The 15,253-nt window shown below is 62.6% G+C and carries 17 protein-coding genes; 11 read left to right on the top strand and 6 right to left on the bottom strand.

Annotated elements, in window-relative coordinates; all coding sequences use genetic code 11:
* Positions 1 to 172 precede the first annotated feature (172 nt).
* The 4 genes from CDV44_RS05610 to CDV44_RS05595 form a co-directional block, all read right to left on the bottom strand.
* Positions 173 to 808, bottom strand: a complete 636-nt coding sequence (locus tag CDV44_RS05610) for a phosphatidylserine decarboxylase (RefSeq protein WP_058378135.1) — start codon at positions 806 to 808, stop codon at positions 173 to 175.
* Between the two features lie 222 nt (positions 809 to 1,030).
* A complete protein-coding gene (ilvC, locus tag CDV44_RS05605) occupies positions 1,031 to 2,047 on the bottom strand; it encodes a ketol-acid reductoisomerase (RefSeq protein ID WP_058378134.1) in 1,017 nt (338 codons plus the stop codon).
* Positions 2,048 to 2,126: 79 nt separating this feature from the next.
* Positions 2,127 to 2,618 carry an acetolactate synthase small subunit gene (gene ilvN, locus CDV44_RS05600; RefSeq protein WP_023595471.1) on the bottom strand — a complete coding sequence of 164 codons (492 nt, stop codon included), beginning with the start codon at positions 2,616 to 2,618 and terminating at the stop codon, positions 2,127 to 2,129.
* 87 nt (positions 2,619 to 2,705) lie between these two features.
* Positions 2,706 to 4,475: an acetolactate synthase 3 catalytic subunit gene (locus tag CDV44_RS05595; RefSeq protein ID WP_058378133.1), complete on the bottom strand. Its 1,770-nt coding sequence runs from the start codon at positions 4,473 to 4,475 to the stop codon at positions 2,706 to 2,708.
* A 447-nt stretch (positions 4,476 to 4,922) separates the two neighbouring features.
* On the opposite strand from CDV44_RS05595, the gene CDV44_RS05590 reads away from it, so the two are divergent.
* The 11 genes from CDV44_RS05590 to CDV44_RS05540 all read left to right on the top strand — a co-directional run bounded on the left by CDV44_RS05590 (position 4,923) and on the right by CDV44_RS05540 (position 13,528).
* Positions 4,923 to 5,495 (top strand): RNA polymerase sigma factor, encoded by a 573-nt coding sequence (locus tag CDV44_RS05590; protein WP_058378132.1) that lies wholly within the window; start codon positions 4,923 to 4,925, stop codon positions 5,493 to 5,495.
* The gene (locus tag CDV44_RS05585) at positions 5,492 to 5,923 is read left to right on the top strand and encodes a DUF3619 family protein (RefSeq protein ID WP_058378131.1); all 432 of its coding nucleotides are present in this window, start codon (positions 5,492 to 5,494) and stop codon (positions 5,921 to 5,923) included. The genes CDV44_RS05590 and CDV44_RS05585 overlap by 4 nt, the downstream gene beginning before the upstream one ends.
* A 22-nt stretch (positions 5,924 to 5,945) precedes the next feature.
* Entirely contained in the window at positions 5,946 to 6,824 is an 879-nt protein-coding gene (locus tag CDV44_RS05580; RefSeq protein WP_170935855.1) for a DUF3106 domain-containing protein, read from the top strand.
* A 262-nt stretch (positions 6,825 to 7,086) separates the two neighbouring features.
* The gene (locus CDV44_RS05575) at positions 7,087 to 7,590 is read left to right on the top strand and encodes an RDD family protein (RefSeq protein ID WP_087687016.1); all 504 of its coding nucleotides are present in this window, start codon (positions 7,087 to 7,089) and stop codon (positions 7,588 to 7,590) included.
* Positions 7,587 to 8,573, top strand: a complete 987-nt coding sequence (locus CDV44_RS05570; protein WP_087687015.1) for a triacylglycerol lipase — start codon at positions 7,587 to 7,589, stop codon at positions 8,571 to 8,573. The genes CDV44_RS05575 and CDV44_RS05570 overlap by 4 nt, the downstream gene beginning before the upstream one ends.
* Positions 8,574 to 8,842: 269 nt before the next feature.
* Positions 8,843 to 9,769 (top strand): UDP-2,3-diacylglucosamine diphosphatase, encoded by a 927-nt coding sequence (locus CDV44_RS05565; RefSeq protein ID WP_371328734.1) that lies wholly within the window; start codon positions 8,843 to 8,845, stop codon positions 9,767 to 9,769.
* Positions 9,770 to 9,882: 113 nt separating this feature from the next.
* Positions 9,883 to 10,920 carry a glycosyltransferase family 1 protein gene (locus CDV44_RS05560; RefSeq protein WP_087687014.1) on the top strand — a complete coding sequence of 346 codons (1,038 nt, stop codon included), beginning with the start codon at positions 9,883 to 9,885 and terminating at the stop codon, positions 10,918 to 10,920.
* A 38-nt stretch (positions 10,921 to 10,958) separates the two neighbouring features.
* Positions 10,959 to 11,393 (top strand): diacylglycerol kinase, encoded by a 435-nt coding sequence (locus tag CDV44_RS05555; RefSeq protein ID WP_058378126.1) that lies wholly within the window; start codon positions 10,959 to 10,961, stop codon positions 11,391 to 11,393.
* 141 nt (positions 11,394 to 11,534) lie between these two features.
* The gene (locus CDV44_RS05550; protein ID WP_058378125.1) at positions 11,535 to 12,203 is read left to right on the top strand and encodes a TetR/AcrR family transcriptional regulator; all 669 of its coding nucleotides are present in this window, start codon (positions 11,535 to 11,537) and stop codon (positions 12,201 to 12,203) included.
* A 3-nt stretch (positions 12,204 to 12,206) separates the two neighbouring features.
* Positions 12,207 to 12,803: a TIGR00730 family Rossman fold protein gene (locus CDV44_RS05545; protein WP_087687013.1), complete on the top strand. Its 597-nt coding sequence runs from the start codon at positions 12,207 to 12,209 to the stop codon at positions 12,801 to 12,803.
* Between the two features lie 194 nt (positions 12,804 to 12,997).
* Positions 12,998 to 13,528, top strand: a complete 531-nt coding sequence (locus tag CDV44_RS05540; RefSeq protein ID WP_087687012.1) for a DUF2062 domain-containing protein — start codon at positions 12,998 to 13,000, stop codon at positions 13,526 to 13,528.
* 39 nt (positions 13,529 to 13,567) lie between these two features.
* Here CDV44_RS05540 and CDV44_RS05535 read toward each other — a convergent pair whose 3' ends face one another.
* Entirely contained in the window at positions 13,568 to 14,212 is a 645-nt protein-coding gene (locus CDV44_RS05535) for a DUF924 family protein (RefSeq protein WP_087687011.1), read from the bottom strand.
* A 43-nt stretch (positions 14,213 to 14,255) separates the two neighbouring features.
* Positions 14,256 to 14,987, bottom strand: coding sequence for an alanyl-tRNA editing protein (locus CDV44_RS05530; protein WP_087687010.1), 732 nt, complete (start codon positions 14,985 to 14,987; stop codon positions 14,256 to 14,258).
* Positions 14,988 to 15,253 lie beyond the last annotated feature (266 nt).

Genomic DNA, 15,253 nt, shown 5'->3' with positions numbered 1-15,253 from the left:
CTTGACGATGCTAAAGGCTGCGGGCAGGGGCCTGATCACCCCGTTGCGCGACGGATCACCGCTATTGGAACGCGAGAAGCGAAAGCAGTTGCAGACCGCGGCAGGGTGACGCACCCCAATTCACAAAAAGTGGCGTCGCCCCGCACGGCCCGACGGGTTCAAACCGTGTCGATCACAGCTCGGCGAGGATCGTCGACGTGGCCGACACCTTGTCGCCGATGGCCACGCGCGGACGCGAGCCCAGCGGCAGGTACACATCGACACGCGAACCGAAACGGATGAAACCGTAACGCTGGCCACGCGTGAGCGTCTCGCCCGGCTTCACGTAGCAGAGAATGCGGCGCGCGATCAGGCCGGCGACCTGCACGCTCGTGACGATCTGACCGCCCACGTCGATCACCAGCGCATTGCGCTCGTTCTCAAGCGATGCCTTGTCGAGATCGGCGTTGAAGAAACGCCCCGGGAAATATTCCACCTTGGTCACCGTGCCGTCAACCGGGGCACGATTCGAGTGAACGTTGAAAACATTCATGAACACGCTGATCTTCAGCGCTTCACGGCCTGCATAGGGGTCCTGCGTGGTTTCGATGGCGACGATGCGGCCGTCGGCCGGCGAAAGCACGGCGCCTGCCTGCTGCGGCACCTGACGCGGCGGATCGCGGAAGAATTGCAGCACGAACAGGGCGATCACCCAGAACGGCGCGGCCCACAACACGCCTGCCAGAAAGTGCACGACAAGCGCGACGGCGACGGCGATGCCCAGGAAGGGCCAGCCCTCGCGGGCGATGATCGGGTGAGGATAATTCATGCGATTGACTCGCGTCCTTGGGAAAACGGTTGAGTGAGCGGGTCGGCCTGCTTTGGGCCAAACCGTGGCGTGGCGGCATTGTAGCAATGCGCGGGACGAGACGACACTTTTTCGCCATCTGACACGCCCACGTCACAAAAAAAACCGTCCGCCGGGCCGCGGCGGAGGCCACGGCACGGCGGACGGCTGATACTGCTTGAACCGTTACGTCGTGGTTCGTGCTTAGTTCTTCGACTGGTCGACCAGCTTGTTCTTGGCGATCCACGGCATCATCGCGCGCAGCTTGCCGCCAACTTGCTCGATCTGGTGCTCGGCCGTGATACGGCGACGCGAGATCAGGGTCGGGGCGCCAGCCTTGTTTTCCAGGATGAACGACTTGGCGTATTCGCCGGTCTGGATGTCCGTCAGGCACTGCTTCATCGCCTTCTTCGTCTCTTCCGTCACGACGCGCGGGCCGGTGACGTACTCGCCGTACTCGGCGTTGTTCGAGATCGAGTAGTTCATGTTGGCGATGCCGCCTTCATAGATCAGGTCGACGATCAGCTTGAGTTCGTGCAGGCACTCGAAGTACGCCATTTCCGGCGCGTAGCCGGCTTCCACCAGCGTTTCGAAACCGGCCTTGATCAGCTCAACGGTACCGCCGCACAGCACGGCTTGTTCGCCGAACAGGTCGGTTTCCGTTTCTTCGCGGAAGTTCGTTTCGATGATGCCGGCACGGCCGCCGCCGTTAGCCGCTGCGTACGACAAAGCGATGTCGCGAGCGGCGCCCGACTTGTCTTGTGCCACGGCGATCAGGTGCGGCACGCCGCCACCTTGCGAGTACGTCGAGCGCACCGTGTGGCCCGGAGCCTTCGGGGCGATCATGATGACGTCCAGGTCAGCGCGCGGGATCACGCAGCCGTAGTGAACGTTGAAGCCGTGTGCGAAGGCCAGGGCAGCGCCTTGCTTGATGTTTTCGTGCACTTCGTTCTTGTACACGTCGCCGATTTGCTCGTCCGGCAGCAGCATCATGACGATGTCAGCCGACTTCACGGCTTCTGCCACTTCTTGCGTGTTCAGGCCGGCGTTGACCGCCTTGTTCCACGAAGCGCCGTTCTTGCGCAGACCGACCGTCACGTTCACGCCGCTGTCCTTCAGGTTCTGTGCGTGGGCATGGCCTTGCGAGCCGTAACCGATGATCGTGACTTGCTTGCCCTTGATGAGGGAGAGGTCGGCGTCTTTGTCGTAGAAAACTTTCATTTTGAAATTGTCCCGTATTACTAAAATTAAACTGAAATCAGAATGGATCGAAATCCGCTTACCGCGTTGCCGTTACCGGTCAGACCTTCAGGATGCGCTCACCGCGACCAATTCCCGAGCCGCCGGTACGTACCGTCTCAAGAATCGCCGTGCGATCGAGCCCTTCGATGAACGCGTCGAGTTTCGACGAGTTGCCCGTGAGTTCGATCGTGTAGGTCTTTTCAGTTACGTCAATGATGCGGCCGCGGAAAATATCCGACATCCGCTTCATCTCTTCGCGCTCCTTGCCCACGGCGCGCACCTTGATGAGCATCAGCTCACGCTCGATATGTGCGCCTTCGGTCAGATCGACCACCTTCACCACTTCGATCAGCCGGTTCAGGTGTTTGGTGATCTGCTCGATGACATCGTCGGAGCCCGTCGTGACCACCGTCATGCGCGAGAGCGAACGATCTTCGGTCGGCGCGACGGTCAAGGTCTCGATATTGTAGCCACGTGCGGAGAAGAGGCCGACAACGCGCGACAGCGCGCCCGGCTCGTTCTCGAGCAAAACAGAAATAATGTGCCTCATGGTGTATCCCGGATTGTCCAATTTTGTGGGTTCGCTGCGCCCGTGCGCCGGCCTGGGCCGTTCGCACTGCGGCGCGCACGCGCCTTGTTACAGATCTTCCGAACCCAGCAGCATCTCGCTGATGCCCTTGCCGGCCTGAACCATCGGCCAGACGTTCTCGGTGGGATCCGTTTGGAAATCCATGAATACCGTGCGGTCCTTCAGGCGCAACGCTTCGCGCAGTGCCGGCTCGACGTCCGACGACTTCTCGATGCGCATGCCCACGTGACCGTAGGCCTCGGCGAGCTTCACGAAGTCAGGCAGCGCATCCATGTACGAACTGGAATAACGCTTGCTGTATTCGATCTGCTGCCACTGACGAACCATGCCCAGATAGCGGTTGTTGAGCGACAGAATCTTGATCGGCGTGCGGTATTGCAGGCACGTCGAGAGCTCCTGAATGCACATCTGGATCGAGCCTTCGCCGGTAATACAGGCGACTTCAGCATCCGGATGCGCCATCTTCACGCCCATGGCGGCCGGCAGGCCGAAGCCCATCGTGCCCAGGCCACCGGAGTTGATCCAGCGGCGCGGCTTGTTGAACCGGTAGTACTGCGCGGCCCACATCTGGTGCTGACCCACGTCCGAGCACACGAAGGCATCGCCTTCCGTGAGCTTCCAGTAGGTTTCGACCACATGTTGCGGCTTGATGATTTCGCTCTCGCGATCGAACGCGAGGCAGTCGCGCGAGCGCCATTCCTCGATCTGCTTCCACCAGTCGGCCAGGGCCCCGGTGTCCGGGCCATGTTCGGCCGTTTGCAGGTTTTCGATCATTTCGCGCAGCACTTCCTTCACGTCGCCGACGATCGGGATATCGACCTTCACACGCTTCGAAATCGACGACGGGTCGATATCGATGTGAATGATCTTGCGAGCCGTCGAGGTGAAGTGTTCCGGGTTACCGATCACACGGTCGTCGAAGCGCGCACCGATGGCGATGAGCACGTCGCAGTGCTGCATGGCCATGTTGGCTTCGTACGTGCCGTGCATGCCCAGCATGCCGAGGAACTTGGGATCGCTCGCGCGATACCCGCCCAGGCCCATGAGCGTGTTGGTCACCGGGTAGCCGAGCAGGTCGCAGAACTGGTTCAGTTCTTTCGATGCATCGGCCAGAATGATGCCGCCGCCGGTATAGATATAGGGACGCTTGGCCGAGAGCAGCAGGCTCATCGCCTTGCGGATCTGGCCCGAGTGGCCCTTCGTGACCGGGTTGTACGAGCGCAGCGACACCGACTTCGGATACTCGAAGCGGCAGCGTGCCTTCGACACGTCCTTCGGAATATCGATCAGCACCGGGCCGGGACGGCCGGTCTTGGCGATATAGAAGGCTTTCTTGATGGTGGCGGCGAGGTCGCGCACGTCCTTCACGAGGAAGTTGTGCTTGACGCACGGACGGGTAATACCGACCGTGTCGCATTCCTGGAAGGCGTCCAGACCGATGGCGGCCGTGGGCACCTGCCCGGTAATGATCACGAGCGGGATCGAATCCATGTACGCCGTGGCAATGCCGGTGACCGCATTGGTCACGCCGGGGCCAGACGTCACGAGGCACACGCCGACTTTGTCGGTGGAACGCGAATAAGCGTCGGCCGCATGCACGGCAGCTTGCTCATGGCGAACCAGGATGTGCTGGATCTTGTCCTGCTTGTAGAGTTCGTCGTAGATATAGAGCACCGAACCACCGGGGTAACCCCACAGATGTTCGACACCCTCTTCCTGAAGCGAGCGCACGAGAATCTCGGCGCCAATCATGTCTTCGGAAGTGTTTTGATGGCGAGTTGCTTCCGCCTCGGAGAATTCCGCGCTTGGCATGTTCATTGTCGACCTTTCAAAGTTTCGGCAAAAATTTTGATCGGGTGCTCTCCCCGCGAACTTATGGTCCGGGCTCAAGCTGCGCGTCTGAATGATGGACACACCTTTTAAGCGTGCCGATATTGAGACAATCACAGATATTGCGAACTGGCAAATTTACTGGTTTGCAGCAAAATGGTCAAGCAGGTTTATGCATTTGCAGCATGATTGCGAAGTCCGCTTCGCAACATTCCCACACCATGCGCTATTGCGCCCCATGCTGGTGCACAATCCTTACACGATAGGAAGCCTTTCGGCTCATTACGTGTGGCAATGAAGCACACGCGGTGAAAAGCGGTTACATGGGCGCGCGTTTTTGGTAGCATCCGCTCCGACTACGCGATCTTTACGTAATCTTTACGCTTACACGGCATTTCAAAGGCGCAGCGGGCAACGCTGCGTGCACCCCACCGGATGGCATCTGACAAGGAACTGGCGGATTTTCTCGCGGGCATCGAACGGCGCGCCTTCAAGCAGGCCGTCTATGCCGTTCGTGACGACGAGGCCGCCCTCGATATCGTTCAGGATGCGATGATCCGCCTCGCCGAGAAGTACGGCGACAAGCCGCCGGCCGACCTGCCGCTGCTCTTCACGCGCATTCTGCAAAACACGATTCACGACTATTTCCGGCGTCAAAAGGTGCGCAACACCTGGGTGACGCTATTCTCGAATCTCGGGGGCGCCGCCGACGACGACCGCGACGATTACGATCCGCTGGAAACCTTGCTATCGCAGGATGGGTCAGTACAGACCGAGAGCAGCGAGGACCAGGTTTCACGAGCGGAAATCCTCTCCATTATTGAATCCGAGATACAGAAGCTACCTGCACGTCAACGAGAAGCCTTCCTCATGCGTTACTGGGAGGACATGGACGTTGCCGAGACCGCTGCCACGATGGGGTGCTCGGAAGGCAGCGTCAAGACGCACTGCTCACGCGCCACACACGCGCTGGCGGCAGCGTTGAAGGCAAAAGGGATCAGGTTATGAGTCACGATCTGGAAACGAGGGAAATTCGCTTCGCACATCGCGTGCGACTGCTGCTTGACGAAGCATCCGACGCACCGTCGCCGAACATCGCGGCCCGGTTGGCGGCTGCACGTCAGGAAGCGCTTGCGCGCAAGAAGCCCGAACCGGTGGCCGTTGTGCAACCGGCGCTGGTGCTCGCAGGTGTCGGTGCCGTGGGAGGTACGCCGGAAATCGGCGGGCCGCGCCGCGCATTCGACAAACTGGGCCGTCTGGGCTTGCTCTGGCCGCTCGCCGCATTGGTGATCGGTCTGGCGGGTATCGCCTACTGGGAACATCAGCAACACATTCAGGACCTTGCGGACATCGATGCCGCAGTACTCAGCGACGAACTGCCGCTGTCGGCTTACGCCGATCACGGTTTCAACGCCTATCTGAAGCGTGCCCAGTAGTCCCACCCTCCAAGACCGCCCTGTGACGCGACGCAACGTACTTTTTCTGGTCGCCGCGCTTATCGTGGCCGCGCTCGCCGGCACGGCAGCGCTGCGCCGCTCGCAAGCCCCTGAGCCGATCTCCGACGCACCGCCGGTCATCGCCGATGCCGGTGCCTCGGGTGCATTGGGCGCCTCGGCAACGCCGGGCGTGCCCGGTGTCGCCAGCGCCGCCGTAGGCAGCCTCTCGGGCGCCGCTGCCAGTGCCCCGGCAGCCGCCCTGCCGTCGCCCGGCGGTTACTGGGCCAAACTCACCCCCGCCCAGCGTGAAGCCCTGTCGCCACTCGCGCAGGACTGGAATCGCATGAGCGATCGCCAGCGCGAGAAGTGGGTCGAAATCGCCAAACGCTTCGATACGCTCTCGCCCGAAGGCCGCAAGCGCCTGCACGACCGCATGGCCGACTGGGTCCGCCTGACGCCCGAGCAGCGCCAACTGGCACGCGAGAGCTATCAGAACGCCAAGACATTGCCGCCTGACCGTAAGGCGCAGGTCTGGCAGCAGTATCAGCAACTGACCGACGATCAGAAGAAGCGCCTGGCCGCGGACGACAAGAAGCAGTCCAACCGTCCCAACGTGGTAAGCGCGCCGCCGTCGGGCCGCACAGGCGTCAAGAATCCATACGCCGCGGTGCACCGCAAGGATGCCGGCACCACGGGCAAGAACGGCGCCCTGCCGGTACCGGGCCCGTCCACGCCGGGCGGTGCATCGTCACCGGCGGCCGCACCCGGCACGGGCCAGAGCGCCTCGGCCGCCGCCGCAGGTGGCACCGCTGCCGCCGCCAGTGCCGCGACAGCCAACGGCAATTCGGTCAACGACCGCGGCGACGCTGTCTTCAACTCGGATCTGTACCACCACAATTGATCGCTTGGCCTTGCCAACGCGTCATCAGACGGCCGCCTCCGGGCGGCCGTTTTGCATTGGGCCGCCCGCTCGAATTGCCCGTTGGCTGGCCCATCGCCGCAATCTTCCGCATAATGGGCGACGCATTGCCCAGTGCGGGCGCGCCGCAACCGGCGCACCCGACTATAAGACCTCAGACCACGCTGCGATGACCGACTCCGCCACGACCCGCGATCCCTCGTCCGCCTCACCCTCCACTGCCCAGTCGCGCCCCGGGTCGGCCATGCCCGCGCCTGATGGCGGCAGCTACGCCGTGCCGACGCTGCGCCGTCGCCTGTTGTCGATGGTCTACGAGTCGCTGCTGCTCTTCGGCGTGTTGTTTCTCGCGGGCTACCTGTTCAGCGCACTGACCCAGCAGCACAGCGGGCTGATGTACCGCCACGCGATGCAGGCGTGGCTGTTCCTCGTGCTGGGGGCCTATTTCGTATGGTTCTGGACGCATGGCGGACAGACGCTCGCCATGAAGACATGGAAGATTCGCGTGGTCGATGCCCACGGCCAACCGCTCGGCTTCGGTCGCGCGATTGCGCGCTACGTGCTCGCGTGGCTCTGGGTTCTGCCTGCGATGGCGCTCGACTGGACGCTGGGCCTGACCGGCTGGAACAGCGTTGCGCTGCTCAGTGGCTGGATCGTGCTCTGGGCGCTGGCCATGCGCGTCATGCCCGATCATCAATTCGTGCATGACCGCCTCGCGGGCACGCGTCTCGTGAGCGTACTGGGCAAATGAGTCCACCGCGCGACGCTGGCCCCTCGGGTCCATCCGGCACCACCGGGGCAGTCCGCCCCTATCGCGCATCGCGCCCGCACGTCATCTTCGGCGGCGTCGAGGTTCTGCTTTCGCTCGTCGTCGCCATCGCCACATGGGCCACGTGGCACAGCCCATGGACCACGCTCCTGTGGACACTGCTCTGGCTGCCGGTGTCGCATGCCGTCGGCCTCGCGGCGGGCTTCACCATGGCGGCCAACGCCGATCCCACGCCGGAGCGGCGCACGAGCGGGGGCACGAACATCGCCGTCTGGGCGTATGAGTGCGCGGCCTCGATCCTGCTGCTCGACATCTACCAGCCTTGGCGCAGCACCGCCCCCACGGCCTCACCGACCGGTCCGGCCCGCCCGGTCGCCGTGTTGCTGCTGCACGGCTACGGCTGCAATCGCGCTTTCTGGCTGCGCTTCTCGCACCATCTGGCCGATGCGGGATATCACAACGACGCGATCAATCTCGGGCCGATATTCGGTGACATCGACGACTACGCCGAGGCCATCGCCAACGCCACCCAAGCCTTGGCCGAACGCACCCGTCTGCCGGTCGTGCTGGTCGGACACAGCATGGGCGGTATTGCGGCACGCGCCTGTCTGCGCCGCTTCCCGACGCTGCCCGTCATCCATACCGTCACGCTGGGCTCACCGCATTTCGGCACGCTGCACGCCCGTCACGGCATCGGACGCAACGTGCACCAGATGGGCCTTGGCAGCGAATGGCTGGTCGCCCTTGCCAACGGCGAAAGCGACGCCGAGCGCACGCGCATCACATCGATTTACACGTATCACGACAATGTCGTGTATCCCGTGCGCACTTCCGTATTACCGGGCGCCCGCAACATCGCACTCGACAAGCTCGGCCACGTGTCGCTCGGCACCCATCCGCGGGCGCGGGCGCTCGTGCTGGAAACCCTCGAACGTGTCGCGCAAGGCCTTCGCCACGGGGCTTGAGGCCGCTCTTCGGTAACCTCGCCCAGCACGCAGCGCCGATCTCGCATGCCCACCCTGCCCGCAAACTCCCCGCTGTAATCCGCAGTAATCGACACGCAGGCCCCCGCCGCAAGGGCGCGAAACCCTGTCGCATCGCCGCCACGGTCCAAGACACATTCAAGACACGTCCGTGACTGTCATCGTGCCTTCACGAAGGCACGGCGTAATGCACGCATGTTCAACGCGACGTGCGAGCCGCTATGACGACGACACCCACCTTTGAGCTGCCGATCACCCCCCCTGCGGCTCGCGCCGGTCGCTTTGCCGACGCACCACCGGGACGCCCCACCGCCCCGCCCGCCACGCCCCCCGCCGCACCGCCCTCCACGATCGACCTGCCGCCCGACACTCCCGATCCGCTCGATCCGCCGCCCGAAGGCATCACGCGCTATCGCACGATCTGGCTCTCGGACATCCATCTGGGCACGCAGGGCTGTCAGGCCGACTACCTGCTCGACTTTCTGCGCCACCACGAGTCGGACTACCTCTATCTCGTGGGCGACATTATCGACGGGTGGCATCTGCGCAAGGGCTGGCACTGGCCGCAAGCGCACAACGACGTCGTGCAAAAGATGCTGCGCCGGGCGCGCAAGGGTACGCAGGTGGTCTACGTGCCGGGCAATCACGACGAAGCGGCGCGGCAGTTCTGCGGCCTCGCGTTCGGTGACATTGCCGTGCGCGACGAGGCCTTCCACACCACGCTCACCGGCAAGCGCCTCTGGATCACCCACGGCGACCTGTTCGACGGCGTGATTCAGCACGCCAAGTGGCTCGCGTATCTGGGCGACTCGCTCTACACGCTCACGCTGCTGCTCAACCGCTGGTTCAACCGTGTGCGCACGCGCTTCGGCTTCCCGTACTGGTCGCTCTCGCAGTACCTGAAGCATCAGGTGAAAAACGCCGTGAACTTCATCTCGGCGTTCGAGAACGTCATGGCCGACGAAGCGCGCCGCCGCGGTTGCGACGGCGTGGTGTGCGGTCACATCCATAAGCCGGAGATTCGCGAAATCGATGGCCTGCTGTACTGCAACGACGGCGACTGGGTCGAGAGCCTCTCGGCGCTGGTCGAAACTACCGAAGGCGAGTTACGCATCATCTACTGGACGCAAAAACGTGGTGTCCGCGCCACGGCCAAGAGCACGCCGGTCAGCGCTTAAGTGCTTATGTGCGTAGGCGCTTGAGCGCATCAACGCATCAACGCATCAGCACGTCAGCGCTGGCCCCGATGACTTCACCTATGACTCGCGCCAAGTGCGCGAAGGAGCGCCCGATGAAAATCATGATCGTCACCGACGCCTGGGATCCGCAGATTAACGGTGTGGTCCGCACGCTGAAGAACACGCGCGCTCAACTGGAAGCCGCCGGCCATCGCGTCGAGCTGCTCACGCCGCAGGAATTCCGCACGCTGCCGTGCCCCACCTACCCCGAGATTCGACTGGCCTTTTTCGTCGGCGCTCAGGTGAAGCGCCGGATCGAAGAGTTCGCGCCCGACGCGCTGCACATCGCCACGGAAGGCCCGCTCGGCATGGCCGCGCGCAAGTGGGCCAAACGCAACGATTTTCCGTTCACCACGGCCTATCACACGCGTTTCCCCGAGTACGTGCAGGCGCGTTTCGGCTTGCCGCTGGCCACCACGTACCGCTTTCTGCGCTGGTTCCACAAGCCGTCGCGCGCCGTGATGGCCCCCACGCCCGTGGTCAAGCGCGATCTCGAAGCCAACGGCTTCAACAACGTGGTGCTGTGGACGCGCGGCGTCGATCTCGACATCTTCCGCCCGCAGGAATCCCATGTGTTAAATTCAGCCCATCCGATCTTCCTCTACGTAGGACGCGTTGCCGTGGAGAAGAACATTGAGGCATTTCTGAAGCTTGACCTGCCGGGCTCGAAATGGGTCGCCGGTGAAGGGCCGCAACTGGCGGAGCTTCGCTCGCGTTATCCCGATGTGAATTATCTCGGCATGCTCTCGCAGCCCGAGCTTGCGAAGGTGTACGCGTCGGCCGACGTGTTCGTCTTCCCGAGCCGCACCGACACATTCGGTCTGGTGCTGCTCGAAGCGATGGCCTGCGGCCTGCCCGTGGCGGCCTACCCGGTCACCGGCCCCATCGACGTGATGCATGGGTGCCCGGAAGGTGACGCGGGGGCTTTGCGCGAAGATCTGCGTGAAGCGTGCCTTGATGCGCTCAAGGTTTCGCGCGAAAGTGCGCGGGCATGGGCGGAACGTTTCTCGTGGCAGGCTGCCTCAGAAGAGTTTGTTTCGCACCTGCACCCGCGCACGCCCGAGTCGTCATCGCTCGCGCCTGCCCTCTGATCTCCCTCTCAAGCCCGTTGCGGCGAGGAACCTGACGCTTGTTCATCGACCATCCGCCGCCACGCGACAAAACGCCGAATCCGTACAAGGGCAACCGGGGCGTCATGCGCGCCTGGCGTGCATTGAAGTACTCCTTGTCCGGATTCAAGTTTGCCGTGTTCGAAGAGAGCGCTTTCCGGCAGGAGCTGGCGCTTGCCGCCATCTTGCTGCCGGCAGCGATCTTCCTGCCGGTCACCGCCGTCGAGCGCGTACTGCTCATCGGATCGATCCTGCTCGTGCTGATCATCGAGCTGGTCAATTCGAGTATCGAGGCGGCCATTGACCGTATTTCCCTTGAACGGCACGAACTCTCCAAACGTGCCAAGGATTTCGGCAGCGCCGCCGTGCTGGTTGCACTCGGCCTGTGCTTGCTCACCTGGGCGTCTCTGGCTGGCCCCGTCATCGTCGAACTCGTTCGCTCCGCGTTTTTCTAAGATCGCTCACGGCGCACCTTCCCACGCTTGGCAGCGCCCCGCTGCCGGGTATAATCGGCGCCGTACCCAGTGATACTTATTTCATAAACGCAAGCGGAGAAACTCCTTCGCCGAGCTTGCCGCCAACCGGGGCCGACAGACATGGAAGCAAAGCCGCCACGCCGAACCCGCGAACGAATTCTTGAGGTGTCGCTTCGACTCTTCAACGAAATCGGCGAACCCAACGTTACGACCACCACGATTGCCGAGGAGATGAAAATCAGCCCCGGCAATCTGTACTACCACTTCCGCAACAAAGACGACATCATCAACAGCATCTTTGCGCAGTTCGAGCAGGAAATCGAACGGCGACTGCGGCTGCCCGACGATCACAAACCGACGCTCGATGAAGTCTGGACGTATCTGCAATACATGTCCGAGTTTCTGTGGCGCTTCCGCTTCCTTTACCGCGACCTGAACGATCTGCTCGCCCGTAACCGTACGCTCGAGACGCACTTCAAACAGATCGTCGGCCACAAGAAGCGCTTCGCGCGCGAGATGTGCGACATGCTCGTCGCCGACGGCGAAATGGAAATCACGTCGGAGCAGATCGAAGTGGTCACCACCAACATGGTGGTGCTCTCCACGTACTGGTTGTCTTATCAATTCGTGATGAATCCGCGCAAGTACAACGATCCGGAGGAGATCGGCGCGGGCCTGCATCAGGCGAGCTATCACATCCTCTCGCAAATGGCGCCGTATCTGAAAGGCAGCTCACGCGCGATGTACGACCGGATGGCTCACGAATCATCGTCCAAAGGAGTGCAGTAAGGCATGACCCCGGAAGTCAAATCCATTTGTATTTATTGCGGCGCCGCGACCGGCGTGCGCCCGGCCTATGCCGAAGCGGCACGTGAGCTGGGCCGTCATATGGCCGAAGCCGGTATCCGGCTCGTGTATGGCGGCGGCAAGGTCGGCCTGATGGGCATCATTGCGGATGCCGTGCTCGCGCATGGCGGTCAGGTCATCGGCATTATTCCGAAAGCGCTGATGGAGAAGGAAGTCGGCCATACCGGGCTGACCGAATTGCATGTGGTCGAGAACATGCACCAGCGCAAGCAGATGATGGCCGACCTGTCGGACGCGTTCATCGCCATGCCGGGCGGTATCGGCACGTGCGAAGAGCTGTTCGAAGTGTTCACGTGGTTGCAGATCGGCTACCACGCCAAGCCGATCGGTTTGCTGAACGTCGAGCAGTATTACGATCCGCTGCTCGTGTTCCTGAAGTCGATGGTTACGGAGCAATTCCTCAAGGGCCCGCAACTCGATCAGTTGCAGGTTGCCGCTTCGCCCGAAGCGTTGCTCGACACCGTGCGCCACTTCAAGCCTTCGCAAATCAATCGCTGGTCCGACCAGCGCACGCAGATCTAAGGGTTCAACGCCCTGCCGCGCGGTCATTGTGATGGCCGCGCGGGCTTCCTCCTCGCCCTCCCCCTCACTTTGCGCCGTCGCGGCAAGCGTTCGCCCATGCCGGGCCTGCCGTTGAACTCTTGTGACGCACGCAACTCAGACATCAGTTGCCCCGTGCCCGCCCGGGTTCCCCTTCCTCGACGAGCGACCTGCCCATGATGTTAAAGATGCTTCGCCCGATGCGGCTCTTGCGCTCTCGCTGGCTGCGCCCGCATGCGGGCCTGTTGCTGCGTCGCAGTCTTTGGCAGGCTACGCCACGCGGTGTGGCAATCGGGCTCGCGTGCGGGGTGTTCTTCGGCATTCTGTTCCCGGTGGGACAGATTCTCGTGGCGTTGCTGGCAGCGGCTTTTCTGCGCGGCAATTTGTTTATCGCCGCGGCAGGCACCTTCATCACCAACCCGTTGACGGTGCCGTTCGTGTATCTGGGGGCACACCGTCTGGGGCGTTGGATGCTGGAATGGTCACCCCGGGAAGAGATCGAGGCGGGCGTTGCGGCCGCCACACGCGCGAGTGAAGGCCTGTGGACGCAAATGATGAATTTCGATTTCGGCGCGGCAACGCTGCATCTGGCCACCGGCCTCGCCACCAGCGCGTGCGTGAGCGCCGCACTGGCTTACGTCATCGGATTCTTTGCGATCCGCTGGCATCAGCAGCGCAAGGCGATTGCGGCGGCGGCACGGCAATAGCCGCTCGCCAGCCGCCAGCACGTCGCCACGCACCGGCCGTCAGAACGACGAGCCAGGCTCCTTCAGAAACGCGATTTCCTCGGGCGTCGATGCACGTCCCAAGGCCGCATTCCGATGCGGATAGCGCCCGAAACGCTCGATGATCACCGCGTGGCGGCGCGCGTAATCGAGGTTATCGACCATCCCATGCGACTTGGCGAGTTGTTCGTATAGCTCAAGCGAGACATGCTGACTTTCGAGCGATTCGTCATGCTCGAACGGCAGGTAGACGAACACACGATGCTGGGGCGTCGGCAGACGCTGATCGTCGCCCGCCTCCACCAACCGGCGCGCTACCGCCAATGCCCGTGCATCGCCGGCAAACGCCCCTGCCTTGCCTCGAAACAGATTCCGCGAGAACTGATCGAGCATCACGATCAAGGCGCACGCGCCCAATGGCGTGTTCGCCCAGTCATCGAGTTCACCCGCGAGCGCTTGCGCGTAGCTGACGCCGAAGCGTGTGCGAATCTCCTCGTCGAACGCGTCCGACTTGCGGAACCACTCCGGCCGGGCCAGCCCGTATACCTCGGCGTCAGGCGTGCCGAACCAGAAATCGAGGACCGCCTGCCATGGCGAGTCGTTCGCCGCGTTCGTAGCGTTGGTAGCGTTCGTCGAGGGTGCAGTTGCGGGGGAGTGGTTCGACATGGTGCCTCTCATCTCGGGACGGGAAGCCCGCATGATGCCAGACTCACGCAAACGCCAACACGACACGGCGCGTACGCGACGTCTTCTTCTCGATCTTGCTCACGCGCAACGCACCGATTTCGGCCGTGTTGGCCACATGCGTGCCGCCGCAAGGCTGAAGATCGATCCCTTCGATGCTCACCAGACGCACGCGGCCGAGCCCCATCGGCGGCTTCACGCTCATCGTGCGCACCAGTTCCGGACGCGCCGCCATCTCTTCATCGCTGATGCTGTCGATGCGCACGGCACGCGCCGCTGCCACCAATGCCGCCAAACCGGCTTCGACGGCCTCGCGCTCGATGGGGTCGTTGGTCACGAAGTCGAGCCGCGCGTATTCCGGCGTGATGCTGCAACCGTCCACCGGATGCGGCAACACGGCGCACATCAGATGCGACGCGGTGTGAAAGCGCATATGACGAAAACGCCGCTCCCAATCGATCTCCGCTTGCACGACGTCGCCGACCTTGAGAACGGCAAGCGCCTCGGCCTGCCCTTCGGCGGGCACGTGCACCGCGTCGTCAGGCGTCGCGCCTTCGTGCTTCGACTTACGGGTGTCGGCAATCGTGAGGCGCGTGCCGTCGGCCAGCACGAACGCGCCCGCATCGCCGGCCTGTCCGCCGCCAAGCGGGTAGAACACCGTGCGATCGAGCATGATGCCGTTCTCGTCGATATGGGTGATACGCGCCTCGCATTGGCGCAGATAGGCGTCTTGTCGGAACAGCGCTTCTGTGGACATGGTGTCTCCTTCTGGAATTGGACATAGTCGCGCGGTTTCGGCTGCCATGACAAGGGCCAATCCCTCGCTTTCGGACCAGTACGGTGCACGGCGCAAGGCATCGCCCGAGTTCCCGGCATCCGGCCAAAGTCCGGACGAACGAGTCACGGCGCATAAAGAAACGGTCAGCGATTCCCAATCGATCTGACATTCGTCTCGCAAACCAAAGCAATGTCTTGCCGCAACAGAACGGGGCGAGAGGGCCACTTAGGATGATTCCGAGTGCC

This window comes from Pandoraea sp. PE-S2R-1 (assembly GCF_002179865.1).
Lineage (GTDB): Bacteria > Pseudomonadota > Gammaproteobacteria > Burkholderiales > Burkholderiaceae > Pandoraea.
The sequence above is the reverse complement of the archived record's forward strand: the minus strand, read 5'-3'. Positions and strand labels throughout refer to the sequence as shown.

Coding starts and splice junctions, on each gene's coding strand:
- ilvN (WP_023595471.1), bottom strand. CDS start 2,618: ATGAGGCACATTATTTCTGTTTTGCTCGAGAACGAGCCGGGCGCGCTG.
- CDV44_RS05610 (WP_058378135.1), bottom strand. CDS start 808: ATGAATTATCCTCACCCGATCATCGCCCGCGAGGGCTGGCCCTTCCTG.
- CDV44_RS05575 (WP_087687016.1), top strand. CDS start 7,087: ATGCCCGCGCCTGATGGCGGCAGCTACGCCGTGCCGACGCTGCGCCGT.
- ilvC (WP_058378134.1), bottom strand. CDS start 2,047: ATGAAAGTTTTCTACGACAAAGACGCCGACCTCTCCCTCATCAAGGGC.
- CDV44_RS05535 (WP_087687011.1), bottom strand. CDS start 14,212: ATGTCGAACCACTCCCCCGCAACTGCACCCTCGACGAACGCTACCAAC.
- CDV44_RS05530 (WP_087687010.1), bottom strand. CDS start 14,987: ATGTCCACAGAAGCGCTGTTCCGACAAGACGCCTATCTGCGCCAATGC.
- CDV44_RS05570 (WP_087687015.1), top strand. CDS start 7,587: ATGAGTCCACCGCGCGACGCTGGCCCCTCGGGTCCATCCGGCACCACC.
- CDV44_RS05540 (WP_087687012.1), top strand. CDS start 12,998: ATGATGTTAAAGATGCTTCGCCCGATGCGGCTCTTGCGCTCTCGCTGG.
- CDV44_RS05545 (WP_087687013.1), top strand. CDS start 12,207: ATGACCCCGGAAGTCAAATCCATTTGTATTTATTGCGGCGCCGCGACC.
- CDV44_RS05585 (WP_058378131.1), top strand. CDS start 5,492: ATGAGTCACGATCTGGAAACGAGGGAAATTCGCTTCGCACATCGCGTG.
- CDV44_RS05595 (WP_058378133.1), bottom strand. CDS start 4,475: ATGAACATGCCAAGCGCGGAATTCTCCGAGGCGGAAGCAACTCGCCAT.
- CDV44_RS05590 (WP_058378132.1), top strand. CDS start 4,923: ATGGCATCTGACAAGGAACTGGCGGATTTTCTCGCGGGCATCGAACGG.
- CDV44_RS05550 (WP_058378125.1), top strand. CDS start 11,535: ATGGAAGCAAAGCCGCCACGCCGAACCCGCGAACGAATTCTTGAGGTG.
- CDV44_RS05560 (WP_087687014.1), top strand. CDS start 9,883: ATGAAAATCATGATCGTCACCGACGCCTGGGATCCGCAGATTAACGGT.